This is a genomic window from Tychonema sp. LEGE 06208 (assembly GCF_015207505.1).
Lineage (GTDB): Bacteria > Cyanobacteriota > Cyanobacteriia > Cyanobacteriales > Microcoleaceae > Microcoleus.
Map to the genome: position 1 here is coordinate 23408 of NZ_JADEWT010000001.1, position 16752 is coordinate 40159.

A 16752-nucleotide genomic window follows, 5' to 3' on the forward strand; every position below is an offset into this window, starting at 1 on the left:
AATGAAGGTAAAATTAATAGGTATGATGGCATTATGAATGTAGCACCACTTCGACATCAAATTGATCTATGGCTCGATCGACTCTCTCCAGAACATCTGGCATTGGTTGCGAGTTTTATAGAGTTTCTAAGCCAAAAGCAACGTCAGGGAGTCATCATTTCGCAAAATAATCGGTCAGAGGTTTTCTCAGTAGAAGTCCAAGAGATGCCTGCTGCTAATTCTTTTAGTATTTCAGAACCCTCAGAAATTCACGGGGAGGGTCAATCTAAAGCAGCGCTTCTACAAGATTTTCGGCAAGCTTGGCACGAAGCCATGACTGGGCAAACCATTTCGGTTGCTCAAATGTGGGAAGGAATTGAAAATGACTGACTTGCCCTTAATTCAAGTTATAGTTTCACCAACCTTCAATCGCAATTTACGCACTCTTGCCAAAAAATACCGCAGCATACGCAATGATATTCAACCCGTTATCGAACAACTCACACGGGGAGAGCTGCCAGGAGATCGAATTGCTGGAGTGGGTTATGCCGTCTTCAAGTTAAGAGTCCGAAATAGCGACACTCAAAAAGGTAAAAGTGGTGGATACCGTTTAATTTACTACGTCCAAACAGCAACGGGAATCATTTTGCTGACCCTTTACACCAAATCCGAACAAGTCGATATTGCAGCAGAGGATATTCAGAACATTATTACAGAATACGAGCAGCAGCAGAGCGAAGATCGAGAGGATATTTAAGAGTTGGGGAATCTTGCGCCGTAGAAGATGAGGTTTCGATATCTTCAACTGGTGACTGCTATACCTCGATTACTTTACTTCCTTGTAATCCACGCCATAACTCGTATCTCTCCCCGACAAATAGGTCGTTTTCCCCGTTAAAGTCTCCAAAGTTTCTCTGGTTTTACTCGAAGTAATCGTATTCAGCGGCACGCCGAACTTGCTAGCCAAACCGGCCGCCACGCCCACGCCTTGTCCTTGATAAATATTCACTGTCGCAATTCGCCCGACTGATACCGCCATACCGACATAGCCCGAAGAACGCCCGACGATCGCCAAATTATTCACTTTACTCGCCAAAGCGCTCTCTATCCCGAAATTATACACCGGCAGCGGCGGAATTCTCGAATCCAAATTCTTGACTCCGCCCCGCAAGTCGAAATCGTAGGAAAAACTGCCGATCGACTTTTCGGGTAATGTTCCTCCTTTGATAATCTCCTTCCCCGTCAGCGGCGCTACCACATCGCGCACATTCAAAGTTTGTCTGATATAAATCTCATCCGGGATAAATAGTCTCACATCTTTACCCGACTTTTTTTGCAGCCATTCTTGGATGCGTGACATTTCTTTAACCATTTCAGGAGTCGGTTTTCTGCCGTTAGCTTCCATCTTCATCAACTCGTCAACTTTGTATTTAAACAAAAACCCGTTCCACGACATCGAATTATTTTTATAAACGCAAATATTTGCCTTGTCAAAGAAGAATCCTTTTTCTTGAGTGAAGGGGAGATTTCTATCTACGTGATAGGCGGCTCCGATGGCTACACTTCTGATATTATATCCGTCTGTATAGGCCTGATAAATTGTACTTTCAAAGTTCCTCATCCAGAATTGTGTACTTGCAGGATCTTTATATTTACTAATGCTGGTTTTAATCTTTTCTACTAAAGGAGTGTTGTAGAGAATGTTATCTTCTATTTTGCGTAAATCGGCGATCGTTAGCCCGGTAATTGTGGGGACTACAGATACTGCTAAGGATTCATTTTTTGATTTAATATTTTGCGATTCATATCCTGTGTAATAAGATAAGCCTGCTTTTCTAGCAAGTTCTGCGTCTTGAGTTACATCAATAAAAGAATTAGCTTTAATTTTGACTTTAGTGTTTTTGACTTCGGCATATTCAATTTTATTATTGACTACGTGAGGATTAAGAGTTGAGTTGGAAATAACTTTAACTCCGGCTTCCGCAAGCATCTCTTTGAGTGCTTTGTCGGCCTGTTTTGGTTCTAAGCAAGATTCGGGAACATTGGCTTTGTCTAAGAATTCCCGGAAGCACTGGGCGTAGGGTTGGCGGTACCAATCGGGGATTTTATCTAAATCCACGTAACCTAAACCGCCGCGGGTGAGTACGCCGCCCAAGGGATCGGTTGCGTAGTTCGATCGCACGATCGCAACTTTGCCTTTTTCACCTAAAGTTTTCTTAGCCCATATCGCGGCACATATCCCCGGTACTTCGTCGCCGTACACTACGATATCAAAGTTGCGATCGACTGATGTTGGATGCGCTGCTGGGGGCTTGTTTGCGGCTGTTTGTCGCAGGTTTGGGGGGTCTAATGTGGCACTTGCTTCGTTTCGGTGGGCGATCGAGCTTTTTGCTTCTTTGAAATAGGGGGAGTCAACTAAAACTTTTACGGCTACAAAAAAGATGGCAATGGCAGCTAATTTCTTGAAAGTAGGAGGCATTTAGTTGACTGGTTGATGAATTTGCATTACCTGAAAGTGCTGTTCAGGGTTTACGGAGTTGAATATAGCACGTTTAGATAGTTTCGACACAAGTTTAAATTTTCCGGGAACCGTGGTAAACGAATCTTCTCAACCCAAACCCGGCGATGCTGTCCGGGCCAAAATGCTACAATTACATCGATCGCAAATTGAAATATAAAAAACATGACTTTTGAGGCGGTTTTAAATCTTGTCAAGCAGTTGTCTCTAGCCGAAAAGTTACGGTTGATTAAGTGGATAGTTCCTGAAATAGAACGAGAATTAGTTGTTGGGCCGACTCCCCGCAAATCATTGTGGGGTTTATGTGCTGACTTGGGAATTGCACCCTCTGCGGCTGATATAGATGAAGTTCGCAGGGAAGAATGGGCGAATTTCCCAAGGGAGGATTTCTAATGCTGCGTGCTGTAGGGATACTCATGCTGTTATTTGGTATATTTTTGCCGATTCGCGACTTTCGGTGACTGCTAGAACGACAATAGAAGACATAGCTGCCGAGGGAAATTAGGTGGCTTTTTCATCAATTACATTAGCAGAAATTGTGTATCTGAGCGAGAGAGGGCGGATTAATTCAGCTACTTTCGATCTATTCTTGAGAGAAGTTGAGAGCGATGATGCCTTATTGGTTGAAATTCCTTTCGATCGCAATATAGCTTTGACTTTAAGGCAAGTTGACCGATCGCAAATTCCCGATTTGCCCGATCGCATTATTGCTGCTACTGCTTTGTATCTTAATGTACCCGTTATTAGTCGCGATCGCCGGATTCAATTATCTAGTATAGACACAATTTGGTAAATCTGAGTCACTCGGCGCAAGTTTAAATTTTCCGGGAACTGTTGTTAGCGGTTTTGCCTGTGTTACTGGTTTGGGATGGCTATTGATGTGGGTAAGGATGGGAAGTGCGATCGCATTTCAGATGTCTGGTGTCGGGAAGGGCGATCGGCTACAATAATTTAAGAACAACAATTGAGTCACCTTAAAAATACAGAAAACATGGAAAAAGTTTTTGTACATCCTGAATGCCCTTTTTCAGTAGAGACATTTAACCTATTATCAAAAAAATATGCAGGTCAAAGCCCTGATTTTTACATAGCACACACAAAAGATAGATTAAAATATGTAGAAGAGCCATTAAACTATATTTTAAGCCAGGTAGAAGAGCAGTTGCCTGATTTTATCAAAGAATATATAAATATCAAATATGAGGGCTTTGGCTCTCGTACTGCAATAGGTGATTTGAAACCGATAGGCTACAGTATAGTTGTTTATTTAAAAAATATCATTTCTACTGGGCGTTGTATAAGTCGTGCTCAGTTAAGGCTGAATCTTGAAAACCAGAAATTAACTTTGGGGTTTTATTCACAAACTGACAATTTTGAGGTGTTGAAAAAAAAACGCATCTACCCTTATATATTTCATAAAAATCTAATCGAACCCCTTACACGTTATCACCTTCCAAATAATTATAGCTTCTCTTTGACTCAGGAAACAACTGATTTTAAATTTAACAAGTGGGATTATTCCATAATTGCACCCGAAAAGAATTTTCATGGACTATTAATAGATATAATTTGTTCAGATGATCCTGATATTATATTATCTGGGCTTAAAATAAAAGATACTAAAATTCAGATTGAAACATCACTTAAATCACAAGAACTATTAAGATATTCTGCTAAAAAATTAATTACCAAAATAGCACAAGCATTTAAAAAACTATTCCCATTATTTTTTATATTTAATTTTTATGCTGACAACAAGTATTTTACTCCAATTATACTAGGTGAATATCTTTCAGTCTATGAAAAGGAATTTAATCCCGAGTATCAACTCGAAAAAATTTCAAAAATTACAGGTTTTGAAACAACCCAACTAACCCAATGGATACACGCCATTAACCGCAAAGGCCAAACCATCATCCAAGGCCCACCCGGAACCGGAAAAACCTTCCTCGCTCAAAAACTCGCCCAACACTTAATCGGCGGCGGTGACGGATTCTCAGACATTATCCAATTTCACCCCGCCTATAGCTACGAAGACTTTATCGAAGGCCTCCGCCCAATAACTCAAAACGGACAATTAACCTACTCAATAGTTCCCGGTAGATTCCTAGAATTCTGCGAAAAAGCCGAAGCCTGTGAAGACACTTGCGTTATCATCATTGATGAAATTAATCGCGCAAATTTATCTCAAGTCTTTGGCGAGTTAATGTATCTCCTAGATGACCGACAAGACACAAAACGCTTTATTACACTAGCCAGCGGCAAACTATTTAGAATCCCTACAAATGTCCGCATTATCGGCACAATGAACACCGCAGACCGTTCTATTGCCTTAGTTGATAATGCACTCCGCCGCCGCTTCGCATTCATTTCTATCTATCCCAACTCTGAAGTCCTGCGACTGTATCACCACAGAGAGGAAACAGGTTTTCCAGTTGATAAATTAACTAGCATTCTAGAAGATGTAAATCAGGCAATTAACAACAAACACTATGAACTAGGTATTTCCTTCTTTCTGACAAAAACCTTAGCTGAAGATATCCAAGATATTTGGCAAATGGAAATTGAGCCATACCTCGAAGAATACTTCTTTGATGACCAGGCAAAAATGAATGAATTTCTCTGGGATAAAATTCAAGATAAATTGAGCAAGTGATAATCTTATGAAACGAGAATCACGCCAAATTATCGAACTTACAGAATATCAATTAGCCACTTTTGAACGAGATTTCATCCCCGAATCAGTAGGAGATAAAATATACCAGAATTATGGCAAGGAAATCGACATAGAATTTCCCAACCGTAAAACAAAAGATAAATGGGAATTAAAATCTAAAGGCAGAGTTGGCAACATTCCCATCACTCCCGACTTTCACATTGCCATCCGCCCAAAGGTTCCCATAAATAACTTATTCGGAATGCTTGAATATGCCTACAACCTTAAGATAAAATTTCCCCAAGGATCGATTCAGTGCCAATCTTTAAAACAAATTTACGAGAGATTAGCTAACATTCTTGCCCAAAAAATTCTAGAACGCTGTCGCAAAGGATTATATCGCGATTACTTATCCAAAACAGAAAGACTCGCCTACATTCGCGGCCGCGTCGATTTGCGGTCAGCCCTGCAAAAACCTTGGGATGTTAAACTAAAATGCCACTATCACGAACAAACAGGCGATATCGAAGATAATCAAATACTCGCTTGGACACTTTTCATGATTGGGCGCAGCGGTGTGTGCGGTGAAACTGTTTCATCCACTGTGCGAAAAGCCTTTCACGCACTCCAAGGATTTGTGACATTAAAACATTTTAAATCAGAAGCTTGTATTGATAGAAATTATCACCGTTTGAATCAAGATTATCAACTTTTACACGCCTTATGTCGATTCTTTTTAGATAACACAGGGCCCAGTCACGAAAAGGGCGATCGCGAAATGCTCCCTTTTCTCATAGACATGGCTAAATTATACGAACAATTTGTTGCTGAATGGCTCAAAGCAAATACACCAACAGGCTTCTTTGTCAAGAAAAAACACACGGTAACACATGACCAAAATTATTGCGATAAAATTGACTTAATTCTACGCGATATTGAAACAAATGAAATCCTGTATGTCCTCGATACCAAATACAAAAATCCAGATCAAGTAGCCAGTAGTGACCGTCATCAAATAGTTGCCTACGCAAATGCAGTAAACTGTAAAAATGCAATTCTCATTTACCCGCAAGACCTCAAACAGCCACTAAACAATAAAATTGGTGATATCCGAGTTCGCAGTTTAACTTTTTCCCTAGATGGCGACCTCAATGAAGCCGGAAAAACCTTCTTAACCTCTCTACCTCAAAAAATCCTCTTCTAACTATTCTCTGCGCCCTCTGGCGCTGGAGCAGTTCATTTTCTTACAAAAAAAAGAGGCGCAATTGCACCTCTCAAACCTTTCATATCAGGGTTCTAAACACTAACAGCCACTTTCGATTCCTTCGCAGTCAACTTCTCGTAAGTCGCCCGCATCTTCAATCCCACTAACACTTGGAATAAACCAGTTCCATTGTTGGAACCAGGATATTCGCGGTGCTGAAGCAACAGGTGAGTTAACTCGCCTTCATACTTCGCAGAAGTCTTGCTCAAATGGCTTTCGATGTAAATAACTTCTTCGAGATTCTCGAACTGACCGTCTACTTCCAAAATCGAGACTTCCTGGCCGTAGAAAGCGTCTGGGCCGTAGTACATCTTAATTCCGGGATAGGAACAAGTCAGTTTGCGACCGCAAGGAACCCAGTTAATTGTTGAACCTTCGTCAAACAAATACGCAGGTTCAAAATTGGCGATGCCTTCGCGTTGGATCATTTGGACGCGCAGAACCTTCCGTTCTTTGTCATCTTTGATCAAGTTGGTCGGCAATACTTGAATTACCACATCAGCATATTGCTTTTGGGGGTCGATGTAGGCGGTGAAATCTGGTTTGCGAGCGTTGATCGCAAACAGCACGTCTTCGTAACGGTGGCCCCGTTCCGCCATGTCGCGCTGGATTTTCCAAGCAATTTTAACTTCGTCGCTGATGTCGAGGTAGACGCTGAAGTCGATGAGATTTCTCACTCGCTCGTCGTAAAGGGGGTGCAGCCCCTCAATCACGATGATGTGATTCGGCTCTATCCGCTCAGCAGGATCGAGCAGACCGGTTTCGTGGTTGTAAATCGGTTTGTCGATCGCCTTACCTTCTTTGAGCGCTTTCATTTGCTCGGCCATCAGGTCAAAATTGTTAGCTCTGGGGTCAAGGGCGGTAATCCCTGTTTCCTTGCGCTGCTTGCGATCGAGACAATGATAGTCATCGAGGCAGATTACAGTCACGAAATCTTCCCCGAACAAATCTGTCAATCGGCGCAAAAAAGTAGATTTTCCGCACCCGGAGTCTCCGGCTACGCCAATTAAAACCACGCGATCCGGCTTACTTGTCATAGTTTCCCTCTAAAAAAATCACTGTTTACTAACTCAAGTCTAGATTCCACAAAATTTAAGGCCGCAGGTAGCGTGCCGGCTTTGTGCGATTTTGTTGCTACCCCGATCGGATCGAGCACTCACCAGCATACAGGAGTCAGTTGACTGCCTGCGAGGGAAGACCCAAGCAATCTTCAAGGCAATTGACATACTCCCGATCCCTCAAGGCATGGGGATTGTGGATTCAAACAGCTTCTGGCAAGCACAGCTTGTCCGATCTTGCCTCGCCTCTAGGTTGATGCCTCAACCTATTTGAGATTTTTTGGACTATGGAGTTGAGACGGGATTTTTACATCTGGCGAATCAACAATATATAGTTCCATCACGATTCCCGTCCGATCGGGCTTGCCCGCTCGCCTGCCTTATTGGACGGGATCGTACCCCAATTTTTGGGCTATTAATGCTAACTTTAGTGATTAATCTTACCAGAATGCGTCCGCCCACTACAAGTTCAACGTCATTTAATCAAATTGTGCTTTAATTTGTACTTCATTATTATAAGTTGTATATTTCCATGCCGTATTCCCTTTGATAAGCTAAATCCTCTCCCGATATCGGACTCTGCCTCTGCCGAATCTCCAAATCAGAAGGAGCGATCGGGGCCGATCCCGCGATCGGGTAAAATATTGGCAGTACGCAGACAACAATAGCTATAGGTCAACACCTGAACGCAGCCGGACTCTATAGCCGGCGTGATGTTCGGCTGATGGGGAACTGGAGGCGCGATCGACCAAAAAGGGACACGCCCGCCCGCAACGGCGAGGCCCGAAGATTGGCGCGGCCAATTAGTCCAGATGGCCTTAAGAAAAAAGTAAATTGAGTCTAACGTCACATTCTCTTTCTTTATAACTCTGTATCGTGAAGGACAAGCAACAAATGTACAGCCCAAGCATATCTGGTGTAGCGGCCAACTCAGAATCAGGCAGCCGCATCTTTGTTTACGAAGTGGAGGGTATGCGTCAGAGCAAAGCAACTGACCAAACAAGTCACCCGATTCGCCGTAGCGGTAGCGTGTTTATCTCCGTTCCCTACGATCGCATGAATCAGGAAATGCGGAGAATTGCTCGCATGGGTGGCAAAATCGTCAGCATCCGCCCATTAAACGGCGCTCCCGAAACTCATAGCAAAGTTGCACCAGAAGCAGGGCTACAGAGTCAGAAATCTGGAGAAAAAGCTAAGCCCATGACTCAAGCCAAGGAAAAAGTTCAGGTTCCTGTTAACCTTTACAAGCCGGCCAATCCCTATATTGGTAAGTGCATTTCTACAGAAGAATTGGTCAGAGAAGGCGGCGAAGGCACAGTCCGCCACGTCAAATTTGACATTTCTGGAGGCAAGTTACACTATCTCGAAGGTCAAAGTATCGGGATTATTCCTGATGGGACGGATAAAAACGGCAAACCTCACAAAATTCGGCTTTACTCGATCGCCTCCACCCGTCACGGAGACGATGTAGACGACAAAACAGTCTCTCTGTGCGTCCGCCGCCTAGAGTACAAAAGCCCAGAAACTGGCGAACAAGTGTTCGGTGTTTGTTCGACTTTTCTCACCGGTTTGCAACCTGGAGATAATGTCAAAATCACCGGCCCGGTAGGCAAGGAAATGCTCTTGCCAGAAGACGAAGATGCCACCGTAATTATGATGGCTACCGGTACGGGTATTGCTCCTTTCCGCGCTTATTTGTGGCGGATGTTCAAAGAAAACAATCCCGATTACAAATTCAAAGGTTTAGCTTGGCTGTTCTTTGGAGTTGCTTACACTCCCAACATTCTTTATAAGGAAGAGTTGGAAGAATTGCAGCGCGAGTTCCCCGATAATTTCCGCTTGACTTATGCCATCAGCCGCGAGCAAAAAACTGCTGACGGCGGCAAGATGTACATTCAAAGCCGGATTAAAGAGAACGCAGACGAATTGTGGGAATTGGTTCAAAAGCCGAAAACTCACACTTACATCTGTGGTTTGAAGGGAATGGAAGGCGGAATTGATGAGGGAATGTCTGCTGCATCTAGCAAGCACGACGTTGACTGGACAAGCTATCAAAAACAGTTGAAAAAACAGCATCGCTGGCACGTTGAAACATATTAATGTGTTACCTGATTTAATTTGAATAGTAGGGCGGGCTTTGGCTCGCCCTACATTTTTTTGTGAAACAGTTTTCAGCATTAAACAAGATTGCATAAATCTTCGATGGATCCTTCAACCGCAGATGCAAAGCAGATAAACACAGATTAACGCAGATAATTTCAAGATAGGAAAGTAAATGAATGCAATCCAAGTCTATTCAGGGGCAGATTCACCCAATACAAGTGTAAAATAGACAGTAAGCTCACCGAAAAAGGGAGATAACTGACATGGTTATAACTTCTACCCAAAAACTGACCTTTGAAGAATATCTGAACTATCAGGGAGCATCAGGTGTTTGTTATGAATTATATCGGGGACATCTCATCGAAATGCCAACACCCACAGCAATACATATCAAAATTTGCGAGTTTTTGGTTTACCAGTTCCGGCGCTTCTTTGCAGCACACAACCTACCGCTAGTTGCAATTGTGACTACTGCAGTCCGAACTGAAGAAGACTCTTCCCGCATTGCTGATGTGGTAATTTGCACTCGGAGTTTGTGGAAGTCTGCGCGCAACCTGGTTCCACAGTGCTGGACTTTGAAGAAAAACCGCTGTTAGTTATTGAAGTTACCAGTCAAAATTGGCGGGACGACTACATCCGCAAGCGGGCAGAATATGATTTAATTGATATCCCCGAATATTGGATTGTAGACCCCAATCGACCGAAAATACGAGTATGCAGCCGCCCCGAAAATGAAAGCAGTTATTCTCACCAGGAATTTTTGCCGGGACAGCTTGTTCAGTCCGTACAGTTCGCTGAATTTATTTTATCAGTGGATGAAGTGCTGTGTCCGCCGCTAGTCGAAGATTTAATTCTAGAAGAATCTGTACGGCGACAACAGCTAGAACAGCAGAATCAACAGCTAGAACAGCAAGTTAATTTAGAAAGGCAGCGTGCCCAAAGATTGGCGCAGAGGCTGCGAGAAATGGGAGCAGATATGGATGCGGAGCTTTAAATTGCTGTGTAAATTCTGGATTCATTAGTCATGCAGATCCCCAGCTTATTTAATAAGTCGGGGCTCTCGCTATTCTGTGAATGCCCGGTTGTCATACAATGATTGTAGATTAAGTGAGTTTCAACGGGTCAAAGTCGTGGCTTTCAAAATTGGTTTGCTAGGTTTGGGTACAGTTGGCGCGGGAACTGCAGAGATTTTGCTCTCCCGAGACGATCGCCATCCGCTGTTGCAGGAATTGGAAATCTATCGGGTGGGAGTGCGCGATATTTCTCGAACTCGGTCTTTACAATTGCCAGAAAATGTGCTGACAACTGACCTAGAGGCGATCGCAACTGACCCGAAAGTTGATATTGTAGTAGAACTGATTGGGGGATTGGAACCGGCGCGATCGCTCATTCTGCAAGCGATCGCCAACGGGAAGCACGTAGTCACCGCCAACAAAGCAGTTATCGCCCGCTACGGTAGTGAAATCTTCGACGCGGCTAACGAAAAAGGCGTTTATGTAATGTTAGAAGCTGCTGTAGGCGGCGGAATTCCAGTCATTCAAACCCTTAAACAATCTTTAGGTGCAAACCGCATCAAAACTGTCACAGGCATCGTTAACGGCACAACTAATTACATCCTGACGCGGATGCAGAGTGAAGGTGCAGACTTTGCCGAAGTGCTCGCGGACGCTCAGCAATTAGGTTATGCTGAAGCTGACCCTACAGCGGATGTAGATGGATTAGATGCGGCTGATAAAATTGCTATTTTAGCCTCGCTAGCTTTTGGCGGACGCATCAAATTAGCCGATGTTCACTGCGAAGGTATCAGACAAGTTAGTGCGGCGGATATTGACTATGCCGATAAGCTAGGATTTGTGATTAAGTTGTTGGCTATTGCTGAGGAAAAATCCCAAAGTTCCAAGCAAAATGGGGATGAAGAAGCGGAACTCCTCTCGATTCGAGTGCATCCTACTTTGGTGGCGAAGACTCATCCGCTGGCGAGTGTCAACGGTGTTTATAATGCAATTTTAATCGAGGGAGATGCGATCGGGCAATTGATGCTGTACGGGCGCGGTGCGGGCGCGGGACCCACAGCTAGCGCGGTGGTATCGGATATTTTGAATGTGGCGGCAATCCTGAAAACCGAAACTGTTCCGATTCCCCATCCTTTGCTGAGTTGCACTCATCAACACTACTGCAAAATTGCTGAAATGCAGGAACTTGTGACTCGGTTTTACGCCCGTTTTCTGACGCGCGACTCTCCGGGGGTAATTGGTAAACTAGGGACTTGTTTTGGCAACCACAAAGTTAGTTTGGAGTCCATTGTGCAAACTGGAATTCACGGCAATTTAGCAGAAATTGTGGTGGTGACTCACGATGTGAAGGAAGGTAATTTTCAACAAGCGCTTGCTGAAATTCGCGCGATGGAAGCTGTCGATAGTATTGCGAGTACCTTGCGAGTTTTGTAAGAATTCCACAAGGTTAATAGTCAGGACTTTAGTCCTGACTATTAACCTTTTTTAGATTGTTTTTAGTTTAGTACGGATCAATACAATTGGATTTTGTCGATCGCCCTACAGGAAGGCACTTGCTAGATGCTATCTACGAAAAGTTTGCCAAACCCCAACTACACGATACTTTCAAACCCAGCAATCCGTCAATTTACGTTCGGCACCAGCTAGGGCAAGTTGTGGATGGAAATTATATCATAGAAAAAGTCTTTGAAGACTCTGGTACTGGTTTTTATGCTGAAAGTCGCCTTCCCGTTTCTGGGAACAATCCGCCCGTGCTCGTGATTCGCGGCTACGGTTCTTGGTATCCTTTCGAGCGCGTTTTGGAAGATACGCCCGATGTATTTATGGCAAAACTAGAACGCCAGTTAAAAGCGGCGAAAACTGCGGGTGCTATTGATTGGATAAAACAGCAATTTCACAGCGGAAATCCGCCGGATGTCATCGGAGAAAGTTTGGGCGGCAAAGTTGCTCAGCAAATTGCAGCAAAATACCCGAATTATCTGCGATGTACTGTAAGTTTTAATTCTGTGGGCGTTTCGGAAAAGTTAGCTCAAACTTCCACCGCTAACAATGTTTTTCACTACTTTACTTTAGGCGAAAGGTATGCTTTCTGGGCAAATGAAGGCGATTACATACCGGGAACAATTTTTGTGATTTCCCAGAAAGGGGAAAACTGTTGTTACAAGCTAGAAGAGGCGATCGTCCGAAGGGCTCATTTTGAACGTAAGTTTCGCAAAAGACGAGTCCTGATGGCAATATTTGCCCAGTGGCTGTTGTTAAATCGGCATAATGCGATCGTCCTCAACAAGAAAAAGCCGGTAGTCGTTCAGATCGATCGGGCTCAATTGCAAATTTTCCGAAAAAGTCGCTTTGTTTAAACTCAGACCAAATTGCTTCAGGTAGCAGAGGGCTGATTTTCCCGCGCTGCGACGGCGAGTACCAGACAAAGGGCTGCGATCGCTTTTTCCCACTCTTCCTTAACGGCGATGGGTTCAACCTCATCAAAAGCGCTAACTAAGCGAGGGATCGATCTTTCTAATGCTTTGCTGGGAATCGATTTGTGCAATTCAACTAAACGAGTTAAACTTTCTTGATTCTTCAAAAAATCCACTACCCATTTAGTAGTATGATCGGGACTGTCCGGGACATTTTGAATTCCTAGTTCTGTTTGCAACCAGTCGTAAAAAGGCGGCAGCTTTTTGGCTAAAACAGCTCCAGCAGTGGGTAAAGTTTCTTTTAGCAAAGCAGTATCGAGACTCCCCAAAACTTGATTTAACTCCGGTGATTCCAGCAAGGTAGTTAAGGGAAGCGAAAGCATGGCTTCAGAATCCTCGGGGGATACATTTAAAATCCGCGAAAATGTTTGCAGCATGGGAAAGGATTTGGTATGGATGACTTTTTCACTATAACAATAACACGCCGCACTGAATGTGAGCTACCTCATATTCAGCAATTTTGATGAAAAATAATTAAATTGAACTCATTTTTTTGGGCTAGCAATTCATTGACGGGCATACTAAAATTAAGCCAAACTATTTGAGTGCTGACAAGTTCACCCCGGGTAAATAAAAGTCTCTGCTGTTGAATAATACCAATTTAAAAAAATCTTGCTCAAATATAACTTTTGGGCAGAGTGAAACAGAGAGTTGTTTGCTCAAATATTGTTGAGGAGGTGCGTCGCTTGGAGATTTTCGATTTTTTTGGGGGACGATCTATGGCGACGCACCCTACAAATACTGTTGTATAACTTTTAAAATTGGTAGATAGCGGTTCGATCGCGTGGTGAGGAATGCCCTATGCCGGATAGTATGTCATATTTCTGAGACTAGGCTATATCTGCGTTCACCTGCAGTTAAGAATTTCGCATTCATAAATCTAAATAAATTCTCCTTTCGCCACCATCACAACCTTACCACCAACCAAAACCTCTATTTCTTCCTGATTTTTTTGAGCTTTCAATAGCAGCAGCGAAGGTCTGCCAATCTCATAACCTTGTTCTACTCTCACATCAATCTTGGCTTCCCCGCAATAACCATATTCTACCAAATATCCAGCCAAACAGCCATTGGCACTGCCCGTCGCCGGGTCTTCGGGAATTCCTAGGGAAGGGGCGAAAACTCGGACGCTTAAATCATTAATGTGGCTGTAGGTTTCCGGGCAGAAAATTAAAATTTCTTTGGCTTCTGTGGTATTAATCAGTTGAAAATATTGGTCTAAGTTAACTTGAGCTTTTTTGAGCGCTGCGAGATTTTTTAACGGTACAATGATAAACGGCACTCCGGTGGAAACTTCTTGAATGGGGAATTTTGCATCAATTTCATCGACTTCTAAATTCAGGATGCGGGCGAGAGTTTCGGCTGATAAAACTTGACCGAATGTTGGCGGGTTTTGTCGCATCCATAAAATATCTGCGGATTGATTGTGATAATTAAAGGTGACAGGAATTTGACCGACGGCTAGATTGAGAATTACTCGATCGACCTTTTCGCCAATTATCTCTTGCTGCAACACAAACGCAGTGCCCAACGTCGGATGACCGGCAAAGGGCAATTCCTTCTTGGGCGTGAATATCCGCACGTCGTAGCCGTTATTTCGCGGATCGGGCGATCGAATAAACGTGGTTTCGGAATAATTAATTTCCCTCGCTATCAGCAGCATTTCGGCCTCTGAGAGCTCGGCAACTCCAGCGCCGCAAAATACAGCTAGCTGATTGCCAGCATATTTTGACTCAGCAAACACATCAACTATATAAAAATTCATATTTCCCTCTTGCAACAGTAGTTTTTAGTCAGGAGTTTTCAGAAACCGGGTTTTTTACGACAATACTTAGTTTTTACCCTCAAATTATCTAAAAAACCCGGTTTATTTGGTTGTACGCGCTCACAAAGCCTTCCTTCTTCCTGATGACGTTGTACGGAAAGCAGTTGCCAGTTGTCAGTTGTCAGTTGTCAGTTACCAGTTGCCAGTTGCCAGTTGTCAGTTGTCAGTTGCCAGTTGTTACCAATAACAAATAACAAATAACAAATAACTAATGACTAATGACTAATGACTAATGACTAATGACTACTGACTACTGACTTCTAATTACTTCAAACAGCGAATGGCCTGCAACATTCCCCTGGCTTTATTCAGAGTTTCTTCATACTCCAGATCCGGGTTAGAATCTGCCACCAAACCAGCACCGGCTTGCACAGAAACTGAATGCTTATTTCCATCTAAAGAACGAACAACCATAGTCCGAATTGCGATCGCACTATTCAACTGTCCTTCAAAATCATAATACCCGTAAACCCCAGAATAGGGGCCGCGACGGCAACCTTCTAACTCGTGCACAATTTCCATCGCGCGAATCTTCGGAGCACCGCTAACCGTACCCGCAGGAAAACCAGCTTTCAACAAATCCCAAGCTGTCTTATCCTCGGCCAATTCTCCCACTACATTGCTCACAATGTGCATCACATGAGAATAACGCTCAATTCCCATTAATTCATCAACTTTGACAGTACCATTTCGGCACACTCTGCCTAAATCATTTCTACCCAAATCAACTAACATGACGTGTTCCGCAATTTCCTTCGGATCTTGTAGCAATTGGGCAGCCAAAGCGTCATCTTGTTCGGGAGTTTTGCCCCGGCGGCGCGTGCCGGCAATCGGCCGCAAAGTTGCAATCTTTTTGCCGTCGGCAGTATTTTCTGCCTTCACCATAATTTCGGGACTAGAACCGATAATCTGCCAATCTCTGAAATTAAAATAAGCCATGTACGGAGAAGGATTAATCAATCGCAAAGAGCGGTAAAGTGCAAAAGGATCGCCGCTATATTCTGCTTCCAGCCGCTGCGAAATTACCACCTGAAAAATATCTCCGGCTTTGATATAATCCTTGGCTTTTAAGACATTTTCACAATACTTGTTGCGGGTGATATTGCTGGTGTAAGCTAATTCTGTATTTTCATTTGTAGAACCGACATCTTGATCGTCCCTCGGCGGAGTCCATTCTATGAGAGTAGATTGCTGGGAAAGCGGGGATTGCAGCTTATTTACTAAGTGAGAAACGCGATCGCACGCTTTGCCGTAAGCATCAGCCAAATCAACGCCAACCTCCCGCAAATCCGCATAGGCTACGGCCCAAATTTTCCGCTTCACCTGGTCAAAAATCAGCAAATTATCAACCTGCATCCACAACCCATCGGGCAAATCGTTTTCTGCAGCCGGATGCACGGGAACTCGCGGTTCTATCCACTTAATTAACTCGTAACCCCAAAAACCGAATAACCCGCCAATTCCCGGCGGTAATTGTGGCAATTTCACTGGTTTGTAGGGCTGCAAACACTCGTTTAATGCTGCAAACGGATCGCCGGCAAATACTTTTTGGGAACCGTCGCGGTAAACTTGAGTTGTGCGAGATCCCCTAGCCTCCAAAATCCACAGCGGATCGCACCCTAAGAAACTATAACGCCCGATTTTCTCCCCACCTTCCACCGACTCCAGCAGAAAACTGTAGGGTTGACCGGCACAAACCCGATACCACGCAGACACTGGCGTATCCAAATCAGCAACCCATTCTTGATACACGGGCACAAAATTGCCTTGTTTAGCCAGTTCTGAAAATTGTGAGAAGTCGGGAAACATCATAAAGTAAAAGGAAGAAGGAAAATGGAAGATGGAAGAAGTCATTAGTCAGT

At 43.7% G+C, this 16752-nt stretch carries 17 protein-coding genes; 11 read left to right on the forward strand and 6 right to left on the reverse strand.

Translation table 11 applies throughout. The features are described 5' to 3' along the window. The first annotated feature begins 33 nt into the window (after window positions 1-33). Both IQ263_RS00100 and IQ263_RS00105 read left to right on the forward strand, forming a co-directional pair. Window positions 34-369 (forward strand): hypothetical protein, encoded by a 336-nt coding sequence (locus IQ263_RS00100; RefSeq protein WP_228049682.1) that lies wholly within the window; start codon window positions 34-36, stop codon window positions 367-369. Continuing rightward, window positions 362-736, forward strand: coding sequence for a type II toxin-antitoxin system RelE family toxin (locus IQ263_RS00105; protein WP_194065595.1), 375 nt, complete (start codon window positions 362-364; stop codon window positions 734-736). The genes IQ263_RS00100 and IQ263_RS00105 overlap by 8 nt, the downstream gene beginning before the upstream one ends. A gap of 69 nt (window positions 737-805) precedes the next feature. Here IQ263_RS00105 and IQ263_RS00110 read toward each other — a convergent pair whose 3' ends face one another. After that, complete coding sequence (locus IQ263_RS00110) at window positions 806-2458, reverse strand: FAD-dependent oxidoreductase (RefSeq protein WP_194065596.1); 1653 nt, start codon at window positions 2456-2458, stop codon at window positions 806-808. Between the two features lie 204 nt (window positions 2459-2662). Between IQ263_RS00110 and IQ263_RS00120 the strand changes: the two genes are divergently transcribed. The 4 genes from IQ263_RS00120 (at window position 2663) to IQ263_RS00135 (ending at window position 6357) form a co-directional block, all read left to right on the forward strand. Next, window positions 2663-2890, forward strand: coding sequence for a hypothetical protein (locus IQ263_RS00120; protein ID WP_194065598.1), 228 nt, complete (start codon window positions 2663-2665; stop codon window positions 2888-2890). A 112-nt stretch (window positions 2891-3002) separates the two neighbouring features. After that, window positions 3003-3290, forward strand: coding sequence for a type II toxin-antitoxin system VapC family toxin (locus IQ263_RS28105; RefSeq protein ID WP_333092346.1), 288 nt, complete (start codon window positions 3003-3005; stop codon window positions 3288-3290). Between the two features lie 198 nt (window positions 3291-3488). Beyond that, the gene (locus IQ263_RS00130) at window positions 3489-5153 is read left to right on the forward strand and encodes an McrB family protein (RefSeq protein WP_194065599.1); all 1665 of its coding nucleotides are present in this window, start codon (window positions 3489-3491) and stop codon (window positions 5151-5153) included. A gap of 7 nt (window positions 5154-5160) precedes the next feature. Next, complete coding sequence (locus IQ263_RS00135; protein ID WP_194065600.1) at window positions 5161-6357, forward strand: McrC family protein; 1197 nt, start codon at window positions 5161-5163, stop codon at window positions 6355-6357. Window positions 6358-6449: 92 nt separating this feature from the next. Here IQ263_RS00135 and IQ263_RS00140 read toward each other — a convergent pair whose 3' ends face one another. Together IQ263_RS00140 and IQ263_RS00145 are read right to left on the reverse strand one after the other, a co-directional pair. Then, window positions 6450-7454: a phosphoribulokinase gene (locus IQ263_RS00140; protein WP_194065601.1), complete on the reverse strand. Its 1005-nt coding sequence runs from the start codon at window positions 7452-7454 to the stop codon at window positions 6450-6452. A gap of 622 nt (window positions 7455-8076) precedes the next feature. Then, on the reverse strand, window positions 8077-8325 hold the full coding sequence (locus IQ263_RS00145; protein ID WP_194065602.1) for a hypothetical protein: 249 nt from the start codon (window positions 8323-8325) through the stop codon (window positions 8077-8079). 44 nt (window positions 8326-8369) lie between these two features. Between IQ263_RS00145 and cpcD/petH the strand changes: the two genes are divergently transcribed. The 5 genes from cpcD/petH to IQ263_RS00165 all read left to right on the forward strand — a co-directional run bounded on the left by cpcD/petH (window position 8370) and on the right by IQ263_RS00165 (window position 12948). After that, complete coding sequence (gene cpcD/petH / locus IQ263_RS00150; RefSeq protein WP_194065603.1) at window positions 8370-9575, forward strand: bifunctional rod-capping linker CpcD/ferredoxin--NADP reductase PetH; 1206 nt, start codon at window positions 8370-8372, stop codon at window positions 9573-9575. Between the two features lie 266 nt (window positions 9576-9841). Further along, window positions 9842-10174, forward strand: a complete 333-nt coding sequence (locus tag IQ263_RS29665; protein ID WP_339384805.1) for a Uma2 family endonuclease — start codon at window positions 9842-9844, stop codon at window positions 10172-10174. Then, the gene (locus IQ263_RS29670; protein ID WP_333092355.1) at window positions 10144-10572 is read left to right on the forward strand and encodes a Uma2 family endonuclease; all 429 of its coding nucleotides are present in this window, start codon (window positions 10144-10146) and stop codon (window positions 10570-10572) included. The genes IQ263_RS29665 and IQ263_RS29670 overlap by 31 nt, the downstream gene beginning before the upstream one ends. Before the next feature lie 136 nt (window positions 10573-10708). Next, window positions 10709-12025 carry a homoserine dehydrogenase gene (locus IQ263_RS00160; protein ID WP_194065604.1) on the forward strand — a complete coding sequence of 439 codons (1317 nt, stop codon included), beginning with the start codon at window positions 10709-10711 and terminating at the stop codon, window positions 12023-12025. 86 nt (window positions 12026-12111) lie between these two features. Next, window positions 12112-12948, forward strand: coding sequence for a dienelactone hydrolase family protein (locus tag IQ263_RS00165; protein WP_228049684.1), 837 nt, complete (start codon window positions 12112-12114; stop codon window positions 12946-12948). Window positions 12949-12965: 17 nt separating this feature from the next. On the opposite strand, the gene IQ263_RS00170 is transcribed toward IQ263_RS00165, so the two are convergent. The 3 genes from IQ263_RS00170 to trpE all read right to left on the reverse strand — a co-directional run bounded on the left by IQ263_RS00170 (window position 12966) and on the right by trpE (window position 16702). After that, a complete protein-coding gene (locus IQ263_RS00170) occupies window positions 12966-13442 on the reverse strand; it encodes a hypothetical protein (protein ID WP_194065605.1) in 477 nt (158 codons plus the stop codon). 503 nt (window positions 13443-13945) lie between these two features. Further along, on the reverse strand, window positions 13946-14830 hold the full coding sequence (locus tag IQ263_RS00175; RefSeq protein ID WP_194065606.1) for a PhzF family phenazine biosynthesis protein: 885 nt from the start codon (window positions 14828-14830) through the stop codon (window positions 13946-13948). A gap of 324 nt (window positions 14831-15154) precedes the next feature. Next, entirely contained in the window at window positions 15155-16702 is a 1548-nt protein-coding gene (gene trpE / locus IQ263_RS00180; RefSeq protein ID WP_194065710.1) for an anthranilate synthase component I, read from the reverse strand. Window positions 16703-16752: the final 50 nt, after the last annotated feature.

Excerpts from the sequence above, each read along its gene's own strand:
- IQ263_RS00100 (WP_228049682.1), top strand. The coding sequence starts at position 34 with ATGAATGTAGCACCACTTCGACATCAAATTGATCTATGGCTCGATCGA.
- IQ263_RS00105 (WP_194065595.1), top strand. The coding sequence starts at position 362 with ATGACTGACTTGCCCTTAATTCAAGTTATAGTTTCACCAACCTTCAAT.
- IQ263_RS00110 (WP_194065596.1), bottom strand. The coding sequence starts at position 2,458 with ATGCCTCCTACTTTCAAGAAATTAGCTGCCATTGCCATCTTTTTTGTA.
- IQ263_RS00120 (WP_194065598.1), top strand. The coding sequence starts at position 2,663 with ATGACTTTTGAGGCGGTTTTAAATCTTGTCAAGCAGTTGTCTCTAGCC.
- IQ263_RS00130 (WP_194065599.1), top strand. The coding sequence starts at position 3,489 with ATGGAAAAAGTTTTTGTACATCCTGAATGCCCTTTTTCAGTAGAGACA.
- IQ263_RS00135 (WP_194065600.1), top strand. The coding sequence starts at position 5,161 with ATGAAACGAGAATCACGCCAAATTATCGAACTTACAGAATATCAATTA.
- IQ263_RS00140 (WP_194065601.1), bottom strand. The coding sequence starts at position 7,454 with ATGACAAGTAAGCCGGATCGCGTGGTTTTAATTGGCGTAGCCGGAGAC.
- cpcD/petH (WP_194065603.1), top strand. The coding sequence starts at position 8,370 with ATGTACAGCCCAAGCATATCTGGTGTAGCGGCCAACTCAGAATCAGGC.
- IQ263_RS29665 (WP_339384805.1), top strand. The coding sequence starts at position 9,842 with ATGGTTATAACTTCTACCCAAAAACTGACCTTTGAAGAATATCTGAAC.
- IQ263_RS00170 (WP_194065605.1), bottom strand. The coding sequence starts at position 13,442 with ATGCTGCAAACATTTTCGCGGATTTTAAATGTATCCCCCGAGGATTCT.
- IQ263_RS00175 (WP_194065606.1), bottom strand. The coding sequence starts at position 14,830 with ATGAATTTTTATATAGTTGATGTGTTTGCTGAGTCAAAATATGCTGGC.
- trpE (WP_194065710.1), bottom strand. The coding sequence starts at position 16,702 with ATGATGTTTCCCGACTTCTCACAATTTTCAGAACTGGCTAAACAAGGC.